This is a genomic window from Microbacterium sp. SORGH_AS_0428 (genome assembly GCF_031453615.1).
In the GTDB taxonomy this organism is placed as follows: domain Bacteria; phylum Actinomycetota; class Actinomycetes; order Actinomycetales; family Microbacteriaceae; genus Microbacterium.
Genome location: NZ_JAVIZT010000001.1, coordinates 2,977,244 through 2,998,095 on the forward strand (window position 1 = coordinate 2,977,244; position 20,852 = coordinate 2,998,095).

At 69.7% G+C, this 20,852-nt stretch carries 15 protein-coding genes; 8 read left to right on the top strand and 7 right to left on the bottom strand.

Going from position 1 to position 20,852, the window contains the following annotated elements; genetic code table 11:
* Positions 1–56 precede the first annotated feature (56 nt).
* Together QE374_RS14545 and QE374_RS14550 are read left to right on the top strand one after the other, a co-directional pair.
* A complete protein-coding gene (locus tag QE374_RS14545) occupies positions 57–830 on the top strand; it encodes an LLM class flavin-dependent oxidoreductase (RefSeq protein ID WP_309736015.1) in 774 nt (257 codons plus the stop codon).
* Positions 831–906: 76 nt separating this feature from the next.
* Positions 907–1,296 (top strand): hypothetical protein, encoded by a 390-nt coding sequence (locus tag QE374_RS14550; RefSeq protein ID WP_309736018.1) that lies wholly within the window; start codon positions 907–909, stop codon positions 1,294–1,296.
* 21 nt (positions 1,297–1,317) lie between these two features.
* On the opposite strand, the gene QE374_RS14555 is transcribed toward QE374_RS14550, so the two are convergent.
* Positions 1,318–2,181: an NYN domain-containing protein gene (locus QE374_RS14555; RefSeq protein ID WP_309736020.1), complete on the bottom strand. Its 864-nt coding sequence runs from the start codon at positions 2,179–2,181 to the stop codon at positions 1,318–1,320.
* Between the two features lies 1 nt (position 2,182).
* Positions 2,183–3,181, bottom strand: coding sequence for a Gfo/Idh/MocA family oxidoreductase (locus QE374_RS14560; protein WP_309736022.1), 999 nt, complete (start codon positions 3,179–3,181; stop codon positions 2,183–2,185).
* 41 nt (positions 3,182–3,222) lie between these two features.
* Between QE374_RS14560 and QE374_RS14565 the strand changes: the two genes are divergently transcribed.
* Positions 3,223–4,551: a M20/M25/M40 family metallo-hydrolase gene (locus QE374_RS14565; RefSeq protein WP_309736024.1), complete on the top strand. Its 1,329-nt coding sequence runs from the start codon at positions 3,223–3,225 to the stop codon at positions 4,549–4,551.
* On the opposite strand, the gene QE374_RS14570 is transcribed toward QE374_RS14565, so the two are convergent.
* Positions 4,538–5,086: a hypothetical protein gene (locus QE374_RS14570; protein WP_309736026.1), complete on the bottom strand. Its 549-nt coding sequence runs from the start codon at positions 5,084–5,086 to the stop codon at positions 4,538–4,540. The two genes, QE374_RS14565 and QE374_RS14570, sit on opposite strands and share 14 nt — an antisense overlap.
* Before the next feature lie 154 nt (positions 5,087–5,240).
* Between QE374_RS14570 and QE374_RS14575 the strand changes: the two genes are divergently transcribed.
* The 5 genes from QE374_RS14575 to mmsB all read left to right on the top strand — a co-directional run bounded on the left by QE374_RS14575 (position 5,241) and on the right by mmsB (position 11,177).
* The gene (locus tag QE374_RS14575) at positions 5,241–6,257 is read left to right on the top strand and encodes a LacI family DNA-binding transcriptional regulator (RefSeq protein ID WP_309736028.1); all 1,017 of its coding nucleotides are present in this window, start codon (positions 5,241–5,243) and stop codon (positions 6,255–6,257) included.
* Between the two features lie 139 nt (positions 6,258–6,396).
* The gene (locus QE374_RS14580; protein ID WP_396653355.1) at positions 6,397–7,143 is read left to right on the top strand and encodes an L-ribulose-5-phosphate 4-epimerase; all 747 of its coding nucleotides are present in this window, start codon (positions 6,397–6,399) and stop codon (positions 7,141–7,143) included.
* Between the two features lie 61 nt (positions 7,144–7,204).
* A complete protein-coding gene (gene chvE, locus QE374_RS14585) occupies positions 7,205–8,332 on the top strand; it encodes a multiple monosaccharide ABC transporter substrate-binding protein (RefSeq protein ID WP_396653338.1) in 1,128 nt (375 codons plus the stop codon).
* A gap of 74 nt (positions 8,333–8,406) precedes the next feature.
* Positions 8,407–9,936, top strand: a complete 1,530-nt coding sequence (gene mmsA, locus QE374_RS14590) for a multiple monosaccharide ABC transporter ATP-binding protein (protein WP_137417569.1) — start codon at positions 8,407–8,409, stop codon at positions 9,934–9,936.
* Between the two features lie 23 nt (positions 9,937–9,959).
* Positions 9,960–11,177 carry a multiple monosaccharide ABC transporter permease gene (gene mmsB, locus QE374_RS14595; protein ID WP_234074956.1) on the top strand — a complete coding sequence of 406 codons (1,218 nt, stop codon included), beginning with the start codon at positions 9,960–9,962 and terminating at the stop codon, positions 11,175–11,177.
* Positions 11,178–11,232: 55 nt separating this feature from the next.
* On the opposite strand, the gene QE374_RS14600 is transcribed toward mmsB, so the two are convergent.
* From QE374_RS14600 to hrpA, 4 genes are all read right to left on the bottom strand, one after another.
* Positions 11,233–12,669, bottom strand: a complete 1,437-nt coding sequence (locus tag QE374_RS14600) for an LLM class flavin-dependent oxidoreductase (RefSeq protein ID WP_309736032.1) — start codon at positions 12,667–12,669, stop codon at positions 11,233–11,235.
* A gap of 70 nt (positions 12,670–12,739) precedes the next feature.
* On the bottom strand, positions 12,740–13,681 hold the full coding sequence (locus tag QE374_RS14605; RefSeq protein WP_309736034.1) for an NADP-dependent oxidoreductase: 942 nt from the start codon (positions 13,679–13,681) through the stop codon (positions 12,740–12,742).
* Positions 13,682–13,781: 100 nt separating this feature from the next.
* On the bottom strand, positions 13,782–16,679 hold the full coding sequence (locus QE374_RS14610) for an immunoglobulin-like domain-containing protein (protein WP_309736035.1): 2,898 nt from the start codon (positions 16,677–16,679) through the stop codon (positions 13,782–13,784).
* 264 nt (positions 16,680–16,943) lie between these two features.
* Positions 16,944–20,849, bottom strand: coding sequence for an ATP-dependent RNA helicase HrpA (gene hrpA / locus QE374_RS14615; RefSeq protein WP_309736037.1), 3,906 nt, complete (start codon positions 20,847–20,849; stop codon positions 16,944–16,946).
* Positions 20,850–20,852 lie beyond the last annotated feature (3 nt).

The window sequence follows — 20,852 nt, forward strand, 5'->3', positions numbered from 1 at the left end:
CCCCGTGCCGCGCGCAAGGGGTGGCGGTCGTCGTATGCGCCGGGCAGTCTGGAGGGATGGTGCTTCGTGCTCGGCTCTCCCTCGGACTGGCGGGGGCCCTCGGTCCCGATCTCATCGCCGCGCTCGCCCCCGCCGCGGAGGAGGCCGGCTTCGCCACGCTCTGGGTGAACGACACTCCGACCGGCGACGCGGTGGCGGCGCTCGCCGCCGCGGCGAAGCGCACCCATCGGATCGGGCTGGCGACGGGGGTCGTGCCGCTGGACCGGCGCGAGCCGGACTCGCTCGTCTCCGCGCTGCAGGCGGCGGAGGTTCCGACCGACAGGCTCACCGTGGGCATCGGCTCGGGCTCCGCGCGTACGCATCAGCTGGCGCTCGTGGAACGGGGGATCGAGGCGCTGCGCGCGGGCGTACCCGGAGCACAGGTCGTGGTGGGCGCCCTCGGCCCGCGGATGCGGCGGCTCGCGACATCGGTCGCCGACGGCCAGCTGCTGAACTGGTTGACCCCCGACGCCGCGGCCGCGCAGCGCGAGCCGGACAGCCGCACCATCCTCTACGTGAGAACGGCATTCGATGCGGCGGCGCTGCCGCGACTGCTCGCCGAGGCGGACACGTATGCCGGATACCCCGCATACGCCGCGAACTTCGCCCGCCTCGGCTTCAGCGCTCGCGACACGGTGATCACCTCCCTCCACGACACGGCGCGCGTGAGCGCGTACCGCGCAGCCGTCGACGAGGTCGTTCTCCGAGTGATCGTCGAACGTGACGACCGGGGGCACTATCTCGATGTCATCCGGAGTGCGGCGACGCTGATCGACGCGGACGCATCATGAGCGCGGTGCGCCATCACGAAGCCGTGCCGACCGGCGGGGGCTCGACAGGCGCCTCGAAGCGAGGTGGAATCAGAGCATGAGGACTTTCGCTCGCTGGGCGCTGGGCGCCGCCATGGTGTTCGCCGGTATCAGCCACCTGTTCTGGGCGCGTAAGGAGTTCCGCGCGCAGGTGCCCGACTGGGTCGTGGAGGCCACGCCCCTCGACGAGGATGCGGTCGTGCTCGCATCGGGCGCCGTGGAGATCGCCCTCGGTACCGCGCTGGTGGCGCTGCCGTCACAGCGTCGGCGGACGGGCGCCCTGCTGGCGGCGTTCTTCGTCGCGGTGCTTCCGGGAAACTGGGCCCAGTTCACGCATCGCCGCGACGGGTTCGGTCTCGACACCGACGTCAAGCGACTGGCCCGGCTCTTCTTCCAGCCGGCGCTCGTCGCCTGGGCGCTGTGGAGCACGCGCTCCCCGCGCGACTGAGTGCGAGCCGGATGCGGCCGGTCAGCGCTTGGCTTCGACCAGCCGCATCCGCACGATGTTGTCGGTCTCGTCCATCTCGGCGATGTTGGGGTGAGCTGCGACGAACTCGGTGAAGCTACGGTGTCCCAGTGCCTTCTCGCTGAACGAGGAGTCGAGGCGGGTGATCAGGCTCTTCACGGCGGACGCGTGCTGCCACTGCGAGGGATCCTTGTCGTTCTCCAGGCGCAGCGCGCGCTCGAGCAGATCGGCCGCGGGATCCACGGATCGCTTGCGCGAGCGCGGCGCGTTCGCGGCAGCATCCTTCTTCGAGGGTTCGGGTACCTGCACACCCGGCAGCGAGTCGTAGGCGTCGAAGCGGTCGCACGCGGCCGCGAGCGACTTGGCGGTGGAGCCGGCCACGCCGACGCCCACGACGAAACGCCCGAGACGCTTGCACCGCTGCGCGAGGGGGACGTAGTCGGAGTCGCCCGCGACGATCACGACGTGCGTCAGATCCGGCAGCCGGAACATGTCCTCCACGGTGTCGACCGCCAGGCGGATGTCGGCGCCGTTCTTGGCATAGGCGGCGGCGGGGAAGAGCTGCACGAGATCGACCGCCCGTGCCACCAGCTGCGACCGGTACTCGGCGTTGACCGGCGACGACCAGTCGGCGTAGGCGCGCGTCAGCACGAGCGTGCCGAAGGATGCCGCGTAGTCGATGATCGCGCCCACGTCCACCGTCGCGCGCGCCAGCTTCTCGGTGATCTCCGGGTCGTGCGGCTGCTCGGCGATGCGTGACCGGTCGCGCGAATAGGCGTTGCGCCCGTGCACGCGGTCGTACCAGCTCATGACGATGTTGTCGAAGTCCAGGTAGACGGCCACGCGGCTCGTCGACAGATCCGCCATCTCAGCGCTCACTCGGGTAGCGCACGCCGATCTGCGCACGGATGTCGTCGAGCTGTCGCATGATCGCGACCGTCTCCGCGAGGGGGAGGCGATCGCTGTCCCTGCGGCCCTCCGCGATGATCCGCTCGGCCGCGAGCGCCTGATACTGCATGCCGCGACCGGCATCGGGGCACCGGAAGGTCTCGAGCACGTCGCGCGCGCCGTTCGTCAGGGTGAAACCGGTCGCGTTGTACCAGGTGGGATCGATCTCGATCCGCGCATCGCTGCCGATGATGGCCGCTCGGTTGGGTCCGACCCCGCGGGAGGAGGACACCGTCGTGGCCAGCGCACCGCTCGCGTACGTGGCGAGGGTCGCGACATCGATGTCGGCGCCCGTCTCGCCGAGCCGCCCGCTCGCGGTGAGCGAGACCGGTGCGCCCAGAACGTCCCAGGCGAACGACAGCGGGTAGATGCCGAGATCGAGCAGCGCGCCCCCGCCCAGCTCGAGCGCGTTGAGCCGATGCGACGGATCAGCCGACAACGACTGGACGTGATCCGCGGTCACGGCGCGCACCTCTCCCAGCGCGCCGTCGGCGAGGATCTCCTGGATGCGCAGCATATGCGGCAGGTATCGGGTCCACATCGCCTCCATGGCCAGAAGTCCCGCCTTCTCCGCGGCGAGTCGCACGCGCTCGGCCTCGTCGCCGGTGAGTGTGAACGGCTTCTCGACGAGCACGTGCTTGCCGGCGGCGAGGGCTTCGAGCGCGTTCTCGGCGTGGGCCGGATGCGGGGTCGCGATGTAGACGATGTCGACGTCGTCGTCGGCGAGCAGCGACGCGTAGTCGCCGTGCGCGCGCGGGATGTCGAACTGCGCCGCGAAGCGTTGCGCGTTCTCGAGCGAACGCGAACCGACTGCGCGCACGTCGAGGCCCGCGGTGCGCAGGTCGCTCGTGAAAGTGTGGGCGATGTTGCCCGTTGCAAGGATGCCCCAGCGCAGGCCAGAACTCGAGACAGTGGTCATGCGACCACCGTACCCAAGGGGTGCCGCACTAGGCTCGGGACGTGGCGACGGCACTGGACAGACTGCGCGAGCTCCTCAGGATCGCAACGGTCTCGTACGCGGACGAGTCGCGCGTGGATGCGGCGGCGTTCGATGAGTTCCACGCCGCACTCGAGCGCCTGTATCCCCTCGTGCACGCCCGGCTGGAGCGGGAGCTCGTCGTCGGTCACGCGCTCCTCTACCGATGGCCGGGACGCACGTCCGAGCGACCGCTCGTGCTCATGGCGCACCAGGATGTCGTCCCCGTGGTCGAGGAGGACTGGGATCGCGATCCGTTCGGCGCCGAGCTCATCGGGGAGGGCGCCGAGCAGGCCGTCTATGCGCGGGGAGCGATCGACGACAAGGGCGCGCTCGTTGCCATCCTGGAGGCCGTCGAAGAACTGCTGGCGCGCGACGTCGTGCCCGAGAACGACGTGTACCTCGCCTTCGGACACAACGAGGAGACGGCCGGCGACGGTGCGCGCGCGATCGCGGAGACGCTGCGCGCTCGCGGTGTGCGGCCTGCTCTCGTGGTCGATGAGGGCGGCGCCGTCGTCGACGGGGTGCTTCCGGGCATCGCGCGTCCGACGGCGATGATCGGCGTCGCCGAGCGCGGCACGATGACGGTGTGGCTCACGGCGCGCGAGCAGGGCGGCCACGCATCCACGCCGCCGGCGCGTCCGGCGACGGCGCGGCTGGCCCGTGCCGTCGACCGGTTGGCCCGCCATCCGTTCCCGGTGCGGCTCGTCCCGCCGGTGCGCGCGATGCTCCGCACGCTCGCACCGCACGCGCCGAAGCCGCTGGGTGCAGCCCTGCGTTCCCTCGCATTCACGGGGCCGCTGGTCGCGGGTGTGCTGGCCCGGTTGGGCCCCGAGACGAACGCGCTGGTGCGCACGACCGCCGTGGCGACCGAACTCGAGGGTGCACCGGGGGAGAACGTGCTGGCTGCGACAGCGCGGGCGGCGATCAACGTGCGCCTGCTCACCGGAGACACGACCGTCTCCGCCGTCGCGCGGATCCGCCGCGTCGTCGCCGACGAGACGATCAAGATCGAGGTGCGCGCGGCGAGCGATCCCTCGCCCATCTCACCGTGGCGCGGAGAGCCGTGGCGTCGCATCGCACGCGCGATCGGCTCGTCGCTGGGCGGCGAGATCGTGGCGACGCCCTACATCCAGCTCGGCGCGAGCGACAGCCGCTGGTTCACGGGCATCTGTGACAACGTCTACCGCTTCACGCCTTTCCATCTCACCCGCGCCGAGCGCGAGGCGCTGCACGCGCACAACGAACGCATCCGCGTCGAGGTGTGGCTGCGAGGGATCGGTTTCTACCGGGACCTCATCACCGGGAGCTGAGAGGGCGCGGCGCCGTGTCGTCCAGCGCCAGCACGAACCGCAGGATGGCGCGCCCGGTGTCCGTGATCACGGGGCCGCGCCCGAACTCCCACTCCTCGTCGCTCGCGCGCACGGTGTGGCCGCGCAGCGCGGCGCGTCGATCGAACGGGGCGGTCGTCGCGGCGTACAGCGCGACGGCACCCGACACCCCGGCATCGACACGCGGGGTGACGGCGAGCGCATCGCCGAGCACCAGAAGCGCCCGGACCACGCGTGTCAGCATGCGGATGCTGCGCTTGCGCCCCTGGCGGACGGCGGCCGCGAGAGCCCGGAGCTCGTCGGGGTTTCCCCCCGCCGCCCCTGTGCCCAGGCCGGCTTCCTCGAGGAACCGGCGCGCCCGGGCGCAGTGCTCCGCATCGTCGGACGCGGCTTCGGCGATCAGACGTGCCGCCTCATCCAGTGCATCGCCGATGGCCGCGCGTCGGTCGCCCGTCACGGCGGACTCGTCTCGGCGCTCCCTGTTGCTCAGGGGGAGACGTCCGAGGAAATCCGCCATGCATCCACAGTAGACCGTGCGCCTCGGCCCGCGCCGGTGAGTTGTCGGATGCGGCCGATGTGACTGTCACACGGCCGGAGGAAGGAGGTGGCGACGGGCGTGGCGTGCATAATGGCAACGGGCGTGTGACCGTGCGCACGGCCCGGGAGATCCAATGAGCGACGATGCGACGGGGCGACGGCCCAGTATCCGCGATGTGGCGCGCTTGGCGGAGGTCTCACATCAGACCGTCTCCCGGGTGATCAACAACCATCCGAGCATCCGGCCGGAGACGCGTGAGCGGGTGCTCGCCGTCATGGCGCAGGTGCAGTACCGTCCGAATCGCGCCGCGCGCGCACTGGTGACCAGCCGTTCGCAGACCATCGGGATCCTGTCGGCCTCCAGCACGCAGTACGGGCCTGCCTCCAGCATCGCGGCCATCGAATCCGCCGCCCGCGAGCGCGGCTACTGGGTGAGCACCGCGAACATCTCGCCCCATGACCCCGATTCGATCCCCGACGGCATCGCGCACCTGATGGCGCAGTCCGTCGAAGGGCTGGTCGTCATCGCGCCGCAGGTCCGCGTCTTCCGCGCGCTCGCCGAGCAGCAGCTCGACGTGCCGTACGTCACGCTGCAGTCCACCGAGCTCGACCCGCAGCATGCGCTGTCCGTCGACCAGATCGCGGGCGCCCGCCTCGCCACGCGCCATCTGATCCAGCTCGGCCATCGCTGGATCTATCATCTCGCCGGCCCGCAGGACTGGATCGAGGCGGAGGCGCGAATGCGGGGCTTCCTCGAGGAGATGAGCGCGAACGACGTGCCCACCACCGCCCCCATCCTGGGGGACTGGACGGCGGAGTTCGGCTACTACGCGGGCCGGGAGCTGCTGCGCGTGCGCGACTTCACCGCGGTGTTCGCCTCCAACGACCAGATGGCCCTGGGGCTGCTGCACGCGATCCGGGATGAGGGTCTCGACGTCCCGAGGGACATCAGCGTGGTGGGCTTCGACGACATCCCAGAATCCGCGCACTTCTGGCCGCCGCTGACCACCGTCCGCCAGGACTTCGCCGACCTCGGCCGGCGCTGCGTCGACATCCTGCTCGGCCCGGCGGACGGCTCGGATGCGGTCGTCGCCCCCATCGTTCCGGAGCTCATCGTCCGGGGGTCCTCGGGGCCGGTCAGCCCGATCTGACGGGCGTTATCAACCCGAGATCTCTCAGCGGGTTGACAGGAAGCCGATCCGTGGCGTTACACTTGCGCAGCAATGTGAACGGTCACATCGATCGTCACAACGGGGTTTCGAAAGACGAAGGAGTCGACGCGTGTCCGCAATCGATGCCGCTCGAGGCGAGGGTTACGCCACGGGGGTGAAGACCGAAGTCGTGATCGCTCGCGTGCGCGCCGAGGTCGCAGCCCTTCACGGCGAGCTCGTGCGCTACGGGTTGGTCGTGTGGACCGGCGGCAACATCTCGGAGCGCGTGCCGGGTGCGGATCTGTTCGTGATCAAGCCGTCGGGGGTCTCCTACGACGACCTGGCGCCCGAGAACATGATCCTCTGCGACCTCGACGGCAGGGTGGTCGAGGACACCCCCGGCAGCGACCGCCAGCCTTCCAGCGACACGGCGGCGCACGCATACGTCTATCGGAACATGCCCGCCGTCGGCGGCATCGTGCACACGCACTCCGACTATGCGACGGCCTGGGCCGCGCGCGGCGAAGAGATCCCCTGCGTCATCACCGCGATGGCCGACGAGTTCGGCGGCCCGATCCCGGTCGGGCCGTTCGCGATCATCGGCGACGACTCGATCGGTCGGGGCATCGTCGACACGCTCACCGATCACCGCTCGCCGGCGGTGCTGATGGCCGGGCACGGCCCGTTCACGATCGGCGCCACGGCGCGCGACGCGGTCAAGGCCGCAGTCATGCTCGAGGACGTCGCGCGCACTGTGCACATCGCCGCCCAGCGCGGTTCGCTCACGCCGCTGCCGGAACAGGTGATCGATCGCCTCTACGAGCGCTACCAGCACGTGTACGGACAGCACGGCGACCCGCATCCGACTCCTCGTTCGGCTGCCTGAAGACTTCCCCCTACGTACAACTGAACACAGCAGACAGAGACGTCTTACGAAAGGACACACTGTGAAGAGCACCAAGTTCCTGTTCGCCGCGGCAACCGTTGCCGCCGGCGCGCTCATGCTCTCGGGCTGCGGCAGCAGCGCGGGCGGCAGCGGCGGGGACAGCGGCGGAGACGGCGGACTCATCGGGGTCGCCATGCCCACCAAGAGCTCCGAGCGCTGGATTCAGGACGGCAACGCCGTCAAGAAGCAGCTCGAGGACCAGGGCTACACGGTCGACCTGCAGTACGCAGAGGACGACATCCCCACGCAGGTCTCGCAGATCGAGAACATGATCACCAAGGGCGCCAAGGCCCTGATCATCGCCTCGATCGACGGCACGACGCTCACCAGCGTCCTGCAGGAGGCCGCCGACGGCGACATCCCCGTCATCGCCTACGACCGCCTCATCCGCGACAGCGAGAACGTCAACTACTACGCGTCGTTCGACAACTACAAGGTCGGCGTGCAGCAGGCCAACTCGCTGCTCAACGGTCTGGGTCTCACCGACCTCGACGGCAAGGCCGCGGCGTCGGCTCCGGCGGGCCCGTTCAACATCGAGCTGTTCGCCGGTTCGCCCGACGACAACAACGCCACGTTCTTCTGGAACGGTGCGATCGACACGCTTCAGCCCTACATCGACAAGAAGGTCCTGGTCGTCAAGAGCGGTCAGACCGACTTCCAGCAGGCGGCGACGCTGCGCTGGGACGGCGAGACGGCGCAGAAGCGCATGGAGAACATCCTCACCTCGACGTACTCCGACGGCTCGAAGGTCAACGCGGTGCTGTCGCCCTACGACGGCATCTCGCGCGGCATCATCTCGGCTCTCACCGACGCCGGCTACTCGGTCGGTGCCGAGTGGCCGATCATCTCGGGTCAGGACGCCGAGATCGACTCCGTGAAGGCCATCGTCGCCGGTGAGCAGTACGCGACCATCTTCAAGGACACCCGCAAGCTCGCCGAGGTCGCCGTCAAGATGGCCTCCGCTCTGCTCAAGGGCGAGGAGCCCGAGGTGAACAACACCGAGGACTACGACAACGGCAAGAAGGTCGTCCCGTCCTACCTGCTCGAATCGCAGATCGTGGTCAAGGACAACATCAAGGAGGTCCTGGTCGACAGCGGCTACTGGACCGAAGACGAGATCAACGGCTGATAACCGAGGATCCGTGCCGGGCGGCCCCGTGCCGCCCGGCACACTCCCGTCGGCGACAGGAAAGAGGAGCAACGATGTCCCAGAACATCCTCGAGATGCGTGGGATCACCAAGACATTCCCGGGAGTCAAGGCGCTCTCGAACGTGAATCTCGCCGTCCAGCGCGGCGAGGTGCACGCCATCTGCGGTGAGAACGGCGCCGGTAAGTCGACGCTCATGAAGGTGCTGTCGGGTGTGTACCCCCACGGCACGTACGACGGACAGATCGTCTACAACGGCGAGGAGGTCGCGTTCCGCAACCTCCGCGACAGCGAGGCCAAGGGCATCGTGATCATCCACCAGGAGCTGGCGCTCAGCCCGTACCTGTCGATCGCCGAGAACATCTTCCTCAACAACGAGCAGCGCGGCCCGCTCGGTCTCATCGACTGGAACGCGACGAACTTCGAGGCGGGCAAGCTCCTCGCCCGGGTCGGCCTGCGGGAGAACCCGACGACGAAGATCAACCAGATCGGCGTCGGGAAGCAGCAGCTCGTCGAGATCGCCAAGGCGCTCTCGAAGGAGGTCAAGCTGCTGATTCTCGACGAGCCGACCGCCGCGCTCAACGACGAGGATTCGGCCCACCTCCTGGATCTGATCCTGCACCTGAAGGGTCAGGGGATCACCTCGATCATCATCAGCCACAAGCTCAACGAGATCAAGAAGGTCGCCGACACGGTCACCGTCATCCGCGACGGCAAGACGATCGAGACGATCGCCAAGAACGACGTCACCGAGGACCGCATCATCAAGGACATGGTGGGTCGCGACCTCGAACACCGTTACCCGGACCACGAGCCCCACATCGGCGAAGAGCTGCTGCGGGTCGAGAACTGGACGGCCCACCATCCCGTCGACACCTCGCGCGTCGTCGTCGACGACGTGTCGATCACGGTGCGGGCGGGGGAGATCGTCGGGATCGCCGGCCTCATGGGCGCCGGTCGCACCGAGTTCGCGATGAGCCTGTTCGGCCACAGCTATGGGACGAGGATCTCCGGCCGGGTGTTCATGCGCGGCAAGGAGATCAAGACGCGCACCGTCTCGGAGGCCATCGACAACGGACTCGCCTACGCGACCGAGGACCGCAAGACGTACGGGCTGAACCTCATCGAGGACATCAAGCGCAACGTCTCCATGGCTTCTCTCAAGAAGCTCGAGAAGGCGGGCCTGGTCAACGACAACGAGGAGTACCGCGTCGCGAACGAGTACCGCCGCGACATGAACATCAAGGCGCCCAGCGTGCTGGTCAAGACCGGGAAGCTCTCCGGCGGCAACCAGCAGAAGGTCGTGCTCTCGAAGTGGATCTACTCGGATCCCGACGTCCTGATCCTCGACGAGCCGACCCGCGGCATCGACGTGGGTGCGAAGTACGAGATCTACACGATCATCAACAAGCTCGCCGCATCCGGCAAGGGCATCATCGTCATCTCGTCCGAGCTGCCCGAACTGCTCGGCATCTCCGACCGCGTCTACGCGCTGTCCGAGGGTCGCATCACGGGAGAGCTGCCGATCGCAGAGGCGAGCCCCGAATCCGTTCTCAAGCTCATGACCATGGAGAAGCCCCGCTGACGGGGCTCGCAGGAGACAACGACATGTCGAACAACGACACCGCTGCCGGGGCGACGATCAACCCGGTCGACAACAAGGCCACCCGCTGGATCACGCACGTGCTCACCGACCTGGGCAAGAACGGCATCTTCATCGCGCTGCTCGCGGTCGTGGTGCTGTTCGCCGTCCTGACCGACGGCATCCTGCTGCGTCCGCAGAACATCTCGAACCTGGTCGTGCAGAACGGCTACATCCTCGTGCTCGCGATCGGCATGGTGATGGTCATCATCGCCGGACACATCGACCTGTCGGTCGGATCCGTGGCGGCCTTCATCGGCGCGGTCTCGGGCGTCTTCGCGGTGCAGTGGGGATTGCCCTGGTGGCTCGCGATCATCCTCTCGCTCGCCATCGGCGCGCTGGTGGGTGCGTGGCAGGGCTTCTGGGTGGCCTTCGTGGGCATCCCCGCCTTCATCGTGACCCTGGCGGGCATGCTCATCTTCCGCGGGCTCGCGCTCGTGGTTCTCGGCAACGCGAACATCGGCTCCTTCCCCGACGAGTACCGCGCGCTCGGCAACGGCTTCCTCGACGGCATCTTCGGCGGCGACCCGGATGTGTTCACGCTGCTGATCGGTGCGGTCGGCATCATCGCCCTCGTCGTGCAGCAGTGGCGCACCCGCGCCGGACGCCGCAAGTACGGGCAGGACGTCGAGCCGATCGTCTGGTTCGTCGCCAAGCTCGTGCTGATCGCCGCAGCGATCGCGTTCTTCACGTACTCGCTCGCGGCGTACAAGGGCATCCCGGTCACGCTCATCGTGCTGGCCGTTCTCGTGCTCGTCTACGGCGTCGTCATGAACCGCTCGGTCTTCGGTCGCCACATCTACGCGATCGGCGGCAACCGCCACGCGGCGGAGCTGTCGGGCATCAAGACGCGTCGGGTCGATTTCTGGCTGTTCGTCAACATGGGGCTGCTGGCGGCGCTGGCCGGCCTCATCTTCACCGCTCGCCTGAACCTGGCCGGCCCCAAGGCCGGTGACGGCTTCGAGCTCGAGGCCATCTCGGCGGCCTTCATCGGCGGCGCGGCGGTGCAGGGCGGCGTCGGAACCATCGGCGGTGCGATCATCGGTGGTCTGATCATCGGCGTGCTGAACAACGGCATGTCGATCATGGGCATCGGCATCGAGTGGCAGCAGGCGGTGAAGGGTCTCGTGCTCCTTCTCGCCGTCGCCTTCGACGTGTACAACAAGCGGCGCTCCGGCAACTGAGCGGCGCAGCCGACGAAGGGCCCCGCCGACCGGCGGGGCCCTTCGTCATGCGTTGTCAGAGGACGGCGAGCCGATCGGCGATGCGTGAGGGCAGCGTTCCGTCCGCCGCGCTCGCGCCGTCGGCGAAGGCTCCGCGGTAGCGCGCCGCCGGATGCGTGTCGGCGACCCGCGCGTGGCCGGCGCCGTAGAGCGACTCGCGCAGCGTCGAGCCCGCGTACTCGGTCTGCGCCCGTCCGCGGCGCTGGAGTTCGGGCACGATGAACTCCACCAGATCCTCGAAGGAGCCTGGCGTGATCGCGTAGGCGAAGTTGAAGCCGTCGATCTCGCCCTCATCGACCCATCGCTCCAGCTCGTCGGCGACGGTTTCGGGGCCGCCCACGATGACCGGCCCCATCCCGCCGATGGAGCGCTGCGCGACGATGTCGGCGGGGGTCCACCGGCGTTCGGGGTCGATCTTCGCGAGAGAGGAGAGCACGGAGCGCAGGCTGTCGTTCTCGACCTCTTCGAGCGGCTGGTCGGGATCCCACTGTCCGAAGTCGATACCGGTCCAGCCGCCGTAGAACGCGAGCATCCCCTCGCCAGAGGCGTAGGACAGATAGTCCTCGTACTTGGCGCGAGCCGCCGCATCCGACTCGGCAGTGATGACGGTGACCAGCGCGAACGTCTTCACGTCGTCGGGGTCGCGCCCCTCCGCCGCAGCGCGGGAGCGGATGTCGCGGACGATCTCGCGCGCCTGCGCGGGGTTCGCGGGGCTGATGAAGACACCTTCGCCGTGACGGGCGGCGAAGGCGCGTCCGCGTGGGGAGGCGCCGGCCTGGAAGATCACCGGGGTGCGCTGCGGAGACGGCTCGCTCAGGTGGATGCCCGGCACGGAGTAGTAGGTGCCCTGGTGACCGATCGGATGCACCTTCGTGGCGTCGGTGTACACGCCCCGTTCGCGGTCGGCGACGACCGCGTCCTCGTCCCACGAGCCCTCCCAGAGCTTGTAGGTGACGTCGACGAACTCCTCCGCGATCTCGTACCGGTCGTCGTGGGCGATCTGCTTGCTCAGGCCGAGGTTGATCGCGGCGCTGTTCAGGTAGCTCGTCACGACGTTCCAGGCGACGCGCCCCTTGGTCAGGTGGTCGAGCGTCGAGAACTTGCGCGCGAGCGCATACGGCTGCTCGTAGGTCAGCGCCGCTGTGACGCCGAACCCGAGGTGCTCGGTGACGAGCGCCATCGCCGGGACCTGCAGGAACGGATCGTTCACCGGTACCTGGTCGGCATCGCCGAGGGCCGTGGCCGCGGAGCCCCGGTACACGTCGTAGGTGCCCAGCACGTCCGCGATGAACAGCGAGTCGAAGCGGCCGCGTTCGAGCAGCTTCGCGAGCTCGGTCCAGTACTCGAGGTCCTTGTAGGTCGTGGCCCGGCTGTCGGGGTGGCGCCAGGTGCCGGCGGACTGGTGACTGACGCACGTCATGTCGAAGGCGTTCAGGATGATGCGCTTTGCCATGCGGCGAGTCTCACACCGGCGCACGCCAGAGGCCATCGCGCCGAAACGCGGCGTCATGGACGCGAGGACGTCAGGGCACCAGCGTGATCTTGCCGGGGGAGTGCGCCTCGATGAGCCGGTGCGCCTGCGGCGCGTCTGCGAGCGGAAGCTGCTCGCCGAGCTCGACCGAGAAGCGTCCCGTCGACAGCAGCGCCAGCACGACCGGAACCGCCTCGGCCCGCCACGCGAGCTGCTGGTCGGTGAGCGGTTCGGGGGAGCCGCCCGAGAACGCACGGATGCCGAATCCCGCCGCATCCGCCCCGCGCACGATCGTTGCGATGCGCGAACGATCCTCGACGAGGGCGAGTGAGGCGGCGATGGCCTCGTCCGTTCCGGCCGCGTCGAAGGCCGCGGTGTAGCCCTGCGGCGCCGCCTCGCGCAGGCGCTGCTCGAGTCCTTCGCCGTAGGCGACCGGGATCGCGCCGAGCTCGCGGAGCCGGTCGAAACGGGACGGGGACGAGGTGGCGACGACCGTCGCGCCCCAGAGCACGGCGAACTGCACGGCGGCCTGGCCGACGGCGCCGGAACCCGCGTGGACGACGAGGGTGTCGCCGTCGCGCACGTCGAGCGAGCGCAGCGACTGGTAGGCGGTGCCGACCGGGATGCCGAGGGCGGCGCCCGTCGCGGCGTCCACCTGAGGCGGTCGCGGCTGGATCGAGCCGACCTTGACGATCGCCCGTTCGGAGTAGAGGCCGCCGGCGGAGAAGATCACGACGGGGTCGCCGACGCGGAACCCCTCGACGCCGGCGCCGACGGCCGTCACCACGCCGGCGCCGTCACTGCCGATGCGGCGGGGATGCGTCATCGGGACGGGGCCGCGCAGGCCCGCTCGCAGCTTCGCGTCGATCGGATTGACGCCCGCCGCTTCGATGCGCACGGCCACCTGGCCCGCCTCCGGGGAGGGTATCTCGATGTCGGTGAGGGTGAGGACGTCGGGGCCGCCGTGCTCGGAGTAGACGATCGCGTGTGTCATGGTGTTCGCCACTCTGCCCTGTGTCGGGGCCCGATGCAATGCGCCCCGTGGCGGGCCGGCGATCGACTCGCCGGCCCGCCACGGGGCGTGATGGGAGAACTCAGCCGCAGGCGAGAGACGCGTACGGTGCGGTGAGGTTCGCGGTCGCACCCGCCTGGGTCACGGAGACCGTGGTTGTTCCCGCGGGCATCGCGCCGAGCCGCGTCGTGAAGGCGGTCGACGCGCTCTTGCCGGCCGCCACCGTGACGGTCTTCGCGCCGTACACCGTGGTGATGGTGGCCGCCGCGGAGCTGTCACCGGTGTTGCTGAGGACGACCGAGAGCACGGCCTTGCCCGCCAGGCACCGGGCGCTGGTCGTGGCCTGCACGGACACCGCGGGGGTGACGGTGACGGTGGCCTCCACCGGCATGCGCGAGTCGTCCTGTGCAACGCCGGCGACCGTGAACTCTCCCGCGGTGGCGTAGGCGGCGGGAGGGACGGCATCCCAGGTGACGTCGACGCTCTGTTGGGAGCCGTCCGCCTTCGTCAGGTGCGCCTGCGGCAGGGCCGGGGCGACGCCCACGCGCGTCGTCACCGCCATCTCGTCGACCGAGGCGACCGCGATGTCGGTCGCGTAGGCCTCGAGCACGCGCTGGTACTCGGAGCGCGTGATCGGGATGACCGTGCCGTGGCGCGGCTTGCCGCCGTCGGCGTTCTGCGGGAGCGACTGGCGCAGTTTCGCGCCGAGCGGCTGCCAGGCGTTCCCGTCCTCCAGGTTGGTCGTCCCGAACGGCACATAGTGGTTGGGCCCGCCGTGGTAGTTGGGCTGGTCGATGAACAGGAACCAGTCCAGGCCGTTCACATCGCCCGGGTTGGCGGGGAAGATGTTGGCGCCTTCGCCGCTGGTGAACGTTCCCCCGGGCTCGCCGTTGGGCAGACCGCTGGCGACCCGCTCCTTCACCAGCGTCCACTCGTCCGCCGGCCCGGTCGCACCCGGCAGGGTGCCCGTGATCGTCGCCAGCAGATCGGTCGACTTCTCGTGGCGGATCGTCATGCTCGCCTCGTCCTTGGTGAAGCGGTGGTAGACGCCGTCGACCTTCGCGACGGTGGAGTCGATGAGGCCGAGCCCCGCACCCCGACGCACGTCGCTCCAGATCTGCGGCTCGGAGAAGGTGACGAAGTCATCGGTCGTCGCGTACATCATCCGGTTATAGGTGACGGCGGTGCGATCGGCGGCGTTCGTGGTCGGGTAGAGGTTCGACGCCCAGAAGACGACGAACGTGTCCAGCTCCTCGTCCCAGTAGGCCTCGGGCGCCCAGGTGTTCCCGGCGTAGTCGCTCGACACCTTGACGTGACGCTGCTCCGACCAGTTCACCAGGTCGTCGGACTCCCAGACCTCGATGTAGCGAGAGCCGGAGATCTGCGCGGTCGTGAATCCGCCCGCGAGGCCGTCGATCTTCAGGTCCGTCGCGATCATGTAGAACTTGTCGCCTTCGGGAGCGCGGATGATGAAAGGATCGCGCAGCCCCTCGGTGCCGACCGTGGAGGTGAACACGGGCTGGCCGTCGTTGAGGGTGTTCCAGCTGAGCGCGTCGTTGCCCTTGGACGCGGCGATGCTCACACGCTCGGCGCCCTGACCCTCACCCGTGAAGAACGTCCAGAAGTACGCCTCGGTCTCCTCGTCGCCCGCCGGCAGCGGCCGGATGCGGGCGGAGAAGGTGCGGCTCGCGGTCGCCTGGCCGTGGGTGGCCACCGCGGTCAGCCCGACCACGATCTCGGGGGAGCCGGCAGCGGGCCGTGTCACCTCGACTGTGCGCGAGTCCTCGCGCACGCCCGCCCGCAGCGCAGCGGAGGCCGCGTGTGCCGCATCCACCGTCCACGTGATCGTGGATCCCTGTGCGCCGATGGCCGGCACGGAGAAGTTGGTGCGGATGTCCTCGAGGTTCGCGATCTGGATCGACGCCAGGTCGGCTGCCACGCGTTCGGCGTCGGAGAGCAGCTGCGGCACCCTCACGGGATAGGCCTGGATGCGGGTCGCTCCGCCGACGGTGAAGGTGGCGGTCAGAGTGACGTCGGCGTCGCCCGAGCCCGCGGCGGGGCGGGTGACGGTCGCGGTGCCTGCGTTGACCGCGATGGCCGGGTTGTCCGATCCCCAGCTCACGGCGACGCCCGCGGTCGAGGTGGGGACGGCGAAGTCCGCGTCCGCGGTCGCAGGGACCGAGACGGCCGCGACGGCGCGGTCGAGGGCCTCGGCGTTGTAGAGAGCCAGCACGTCGGCGTCGCTGAGCGCCTGTCCGTAGATCGCGAAGTCATCGACGAGGCCGCTCCAGCTCGCGTCGTTGTAGGTCGAACGGCCGAGCGCCGCGACGAGGTTCGAGCCGAAGGCGGCGACGTCGCGGGCGATCGCGTTCTGTGAGATGCGCGCGCCGTTCACGTAGACGCGCAACTGACCCGTCGTGCCGTCGATGACCGTCGTGTACAGGCTGAGGCCGGCGGGGGTGCGGATGCCAGAGGTCGCCGCATTGGTGGCCCCGGGGCCGACCTCGGTGGTCCACGGCGAGCCGGGGGAGACCGCGTTCGTGACGACCGACTTGACGTAGCCGTTCGGGTTGGCGGGGTTGAGCAGCCAGTAGCCCGACGAGAAGGAGTTGCCGGAAGCGACCGGGGCGCCGATGAAGGCGGCCGCGGTGTTGCCGGCACCCGTGCGCGGGGAGAGCCAGGTCGAGATCGTCAGGTCCTTCTTGCCGACGAGACCCGTGGTGGGGATGTCGAGGTAGGCGGCCGTGCCGCGGGATCCTCCGGGCAGCGACAGGCTCCCGTCGGCGACGGCGCCCCCGCTCTGCTGCAGGGTGGCGTCGAACCCGTTGCCGCTCGCGTCCGGGATCGTCGTACCCGCGGCGCTGTCGAAGGTGTAGTGCAGCAGCGGCGCGGGAGTCGCGGCCTGGGCGGCGGTCGGGACGACCGCGCCGGCGACGGCGAGCGCGAGGGCGGTCCAGACAGCTCCGCCCCTGGTCAGCATTCGGGATCTGTGGCGCGTACTCACGCGGAGGCTCCTCGCTCTCGTCGGAAGGCGGGACGCAGCGGAGCGTGCGCGGGGACGTCACGGTCCCCGCGGCGATCGGTTGAGCGTCGTCGCGCAATCGTGTGCCGCGGATGCGGCGGGCAGTGATTGTTACCGAGAACATTCTCGGCTGGGATCACCGTATTGGCTGCGCGGAGACGTTGTCAACGTCGTCCCGCCCGCCGGGAGCATCGCGCCGGCGGGAGAGCGCGCGACCCGAGATCAGCCGCGCAGGGTCTTGAGGATGCGCTGGGCGGAGACCGGTTCCGCCGTTCCCAGACGCTGCGCGAACAGACTCACCCGGTACTCCTCGAGCAGCCATCGGGCATGTACGAGGGATGCGGGCGCTGCGTCGGCGGGCGGGATCGTGCCGCCGGCATCCGCGTACGCGGCGGCGGAGCGCTCGTACTCGGTGAGGCGTTGCCGATCGCGCCCGGGCTGGTCGGCCAACTGTGCCAGTCGTTCGGCGACCGCCGCGAGGTAGCGCGGCAGGTGGGCCAGTCGCGCCGTCCCGGTCCGGGAGACGAAACCGGGGTGGATCAGGCCGTCCAGCTGGGCGCGGATGTCGCCGAGGGCGCCGAGCAGGGTCAGCGAGTTCTGCCGCTTCATGGCGCGCTCGATCTCGCGCAGGGAGAGCAGGATGCGGGCGACGAGGCTCGTCGCCGCGAACAGCTCGTCCGTGACCGCGGCGCTGAACGCGTCCCTGAGGGCCTCGAAGCCGGCGCGGTCGCGCACGATGCCGTCCGGCGCCGTGCGAGCGATGACCGCATCCGCGACCGCCACGCGCGCGTCCTCGACGAGGGCCTTCGCCGAGGGGTAGGGAGAGGCGGCGAGAGCGAGCTTCTCGTTGGCGGTGAGGTGGTCGAGCACGTAGGAGACGGGGGAGGGCACAGCCTGGAGCACGAGGCGGCGGATGCCCGCGCGCGTCGCCCGCGCTGCCGCCTCCGGTGTCGCCTCGATGCGCAGCGACACCCCCGTGCCGTCGTCGACGATCGCGGGGTAGCCGCGCACCACGCCGCCGGCCACGCGCGTGTCGACCTGCTCGGGGAGCGCGCCGAAGTCCCAGTCGGTCACTCCCGTGCGCTCGGCGAAGCCGTCGGTGTTCGCGGCGATGCGCGCACCGGGGGTGCCAGGTGCGGCGGCGGGGCCCGCGGCGGCCGGCCCCCGGCGCAGCGAGCGGGCGACAGAGGAACGGGCGCGATCGGCGAAACGTTCCTGCAGGGCGACCAGGTCGCGGCCGGAACCTGTCGCGCGGCCGCGCTCGTCGACCGCGCGGAACGAGATCAGCAGGTGATCGGGCACGCGTTCCATCTCGAAGTCGGACGCGCTCACGGGTTGGTTGGCGACGCGTTGGATGCGGGAGGCGAGCGCGTCGCGCAAGGACAGCGGCGGCAGACCCGAGTGATCCTCGGGGCCGGCGCCGATCAGCTCCTCGGCGAAGCGCGTCGCCCAGTCCGCCGCCGGCACGACATGGCGGCGGATCGTCTTGGGCAGCGCTCGCAGGAGCGCCGTGATGAGTTCGTCGCGCATGCCCGGCACCTGCCAGTCGAAGCCGCGCGGCGACAGCTGTGCCAGCAGCGCGAGCGGGACCACCGCGGTCACGCCGTCGTCGGCGGCCCCGGGCTCGAACCGGTACGCGAGCGAGAGCACCTGATCACCCTGTGTCCAACGGGTGGGGAAGGCGCGTTCGTCGGCGCGCTCCGATCCCTCCAGCAGGTCCGCCTCGCTCAGATCGAGCAGGCGCGGCGTGCGCCCGATGGCGTCCTTCCACCAGGACTCGAACGAGCGGGCATCGAACACGTCGGCCGGGATGCGGGCGTCGTAGAAGGCGTAGACCGCCTCGTCGCCGGCCAGGATGTCGCGGCGGCGCTCGCGCTCCTCCACCTTCTCCAGGCGTCGGCGCAGCTCGAGGTTGCGGCGGGCGAAGGCGGTCAGAGGCTTCCCCAGGCGGGAGGGATCCCACTCCTCGTCGACGAGCGCGTGACGGATGAACATCTCCCGCGCGAGCGGGCGGTCGAAGCGCGCGAGCTGCACGCGCCGACGCGGGATGATCTCGACGCCGAACAGGGTGACTTTCTCGTAGGCCGTCGCGGCGCCGGCATCCTTCGACCAGTGCGGCTCGCTGAGCTGACGCTTGGCGAGATCGCCCGCGAGGGGCTCGGCCCAGGCCGGATCGATCGCCGCGACCGTGCGGGCGAAGAGGCGGCTCGTCTCGACCAGCTCCGCGGCCATGACGGCGCTCGGCCGCTTCTTGCGCAGACCGGAACCGGGAAACAGCGAGAAGCGCGTGCCGCGTGCCCCGCGATACTCCGCGCGCGTCCCCTTGCCCTCTCGGCCCTTCTCACGCTCGTCGAGGATGCCGATGTGCGAGAGCAGCCCGGACAGGAGAGCCCGATGCACCGCGGCGGGGTCCGCCGCGCCGTTCCTGCGCTCGGCGTCGCGACGCAGACCCAACAGCTGCGAGAGCTGCCGGTGCACGTCGAACCACTCCCGTACGCGCACGTAGTTGAGCATCTCCGCCCGGCAGAGGCGCCGGAACGCGCTCGAACCGAGCTCGTCCTGCTGCTCGCGCAGGTGGTTCCAGAGGTTCAGGAGGGTCAGGAAGTCGCTCGTGGGGTCGACGAAGCGCGCGTGCAGTCGGTCTGCTTCCTCGCGCCGCTCCTCGGGACGCTCGCGCACGTCCTGGATCGACATGCCGGCCACGATCGCGAGCACGTCGGGCAGCACGTCGGTGCGTCGCGCCTCGACGAGCATGCGCGCGAAGCGCGGGTCGATCGGCAGCCGGGAGATCTCCCGCCCGAGCTGCGTGAGCGAGGACCCCTGCCGATTCTGACGCACGGCCTGCAGCTCGACGAGCAGGTCGAACGCCGACTGGACGCCCCGCGAATCGGGAGGGGTGAGGAACGGGAAGGCGGAGATGTCGCCGAATCCGAGCGCGAGCATCTGCAGGATGACGGCCGCGAGGGAGGTTCGGAGGATCTCCGGCTCGGTGAAGACGGGTCGCCGCTCGAAGTCGCCCTCCCCGTACAGGCGGATCGCGATGCCCGGCGCTGTTCGCCCGGCACGACCGGACCGCTGCTGCGCGGAGGCCTGCGAGATGGCCTCGATCGGCAGCCGTTGCACCTTGGAGCGGTTGCTGTAGCGGGAGATGCGGGCGGTTCCGGTGTCGATCACGTAGCGGATGCCGGGAACCGTCAGGCTCGTCTCTGCGACGTTGGTCGCGAGGATCACCCGGCGCCGCACTCCCGCGACGCGGGAGGGCTCGAACACCCGATGCTGCTCGGCCGCGGAGAGTCGGCCGTAGAGGGGGAGCACCTCGGTGGGCGCCGCGGTCGAGGAGTAGGCGGCGCGCACCGCATCCGTCGCATCGCGGATCTCCGCCTCGCCGGGAAGGAAGACGAGGACGTCGCCCGGTGCCTCGGCGTCGAGTTCGCGCAGCGCCTGGACGATGGCGCTCACCTCGTCCTCGGTCTCGGGGGTGGCAACGGCAGGCCCGTCGGTGTCGTCGTCGGTCTCCGGTACGAGCGGCCGGTAGCGGATCTCGACGGGATAGGTGCGCCCCGACACCTCGATCACCGGAGCGGGGATGCCGTCGGCGTCGGCGAAGTGGCGCGCGAAGCTCTCGGGATCGATCGTGGCGGAGGTCACGATGACCTTCAGATCCGGGCGCTCGGGCAGGATGCGGCGGAGGTACCCCAGCAGGAAGTCGATGTTCAGGGAGCGTTCGTGGGCTTCGTCGATGATGATCGTGTCGTAGCGGCGCAGGAGTCGGTCACGATGGATCTCATTGAGCAGGATGCCGTCGGTGACCAGGGCGACGCGCGTGTCGGCGGAGACCTTGTCGGTGAATCGCACCTTGTAGCCGACCGTGGAGCCGAGCGGGACCTGCAGCTCTTCTGCGATGCGCTCGGCGATCGTCCGCGCGGCGATGCGGCGCGGCTGCGTGTGCGCGATACGGGTGCGCCCCAGCTCCAGGCAGATCTTCGGCAGCTGCGTCGTCTTGCCGGATCCGGTCGCGCCGGCGACGATCACGACCTGGTGGTCTTCGATGGCGCGCGCGATCTCCTCCCGTGCCGCGCTGACGGGCAGCTCGGGCGGGAAGGAGAGGACGGGTTCCGGCGTTGACACAGC

Excerpts from the sequence above, each read along its gene's own strand:
- QE374_RS14555 (WP_309736020.1), bottom strand. The coding sequence starts at position 2,181 with ATGGCGGATCTGTCGACGAGCCGCGTGGCCGTCTACCTGGACTTCGAC.
- QE374_RS14550 (WP_309736018.1), top strand. The coding sequence starts at position 907 with ATGAGGACTTTCGCTCGCTGGGCGCTGGGCGCCGCCATGGTGTTCGCC.
- QE374_RS14575 (WP_309736028.1), top strand. The coding sequence starts at position 5,241 with ATGAGCGACGATGCGACGGGGCGACGGCCCAGTATCCGCGATGTGGCG.
- QE374_RS14545 (WP_309736015.1), top strand. The coding sequence starts at position 57 with ATGGTGCTTCGTGCTCGGCTCTCCCTCGGACTGGCGGGGGCCCTCGGT.
- QE374_RS14560 (WP_309736022.1), bottom strand. The coding sequence starts at position 3,181 with ATGACCACTGTCTCGAGTTCTGGCCTGCGCTGGGGCATCCTTGCAACG.
- QE374_RS14605 (WP_309736034.1), bottom strand. The coding sequence starts at position 13,681 with ATGACACACGCGATCGTCTACTCCGAGCACGGCGGCCCCGACGTCCTC.
- QE374_RS14600 (WP_309736032.1), bottom strand. The coding sequence starts at position 12,669 with ATGGCAAAGCGCATCATCCTGAACGCCTTCGACATGACGTGCGTCAGT.
- mmsB (WP_234074956.1), top strand. The coding sequence starts at position 9,960 with ATGTCGAACAACGACACCGCTGCCGGGGCGACGATCAACCCGGTCGAC.
- QE374_RS14610 (WP_309736035.1), bottom strand. The coding sequence starts at position 16,679 with ATGCTGACCAGGGGCGGAGCTGTCTGGACCGCCCTCGCGCTCGCCGTC.
- mmsA (WP_137417569.1), top strand. The coding sequence starts at position 8,407 with ATGTCCCAGAACATCCTCGAGATGCGTGGGATCACCAAGACATTCCCG.
- QE374_RS14570 (WP_309736026.1), bottom strand. The coding sequence starts at position 5,086 with ATGGCGGATTTCCTCGGACGTCTCCCCCTGAGCAACAGGGAGCGCCGA.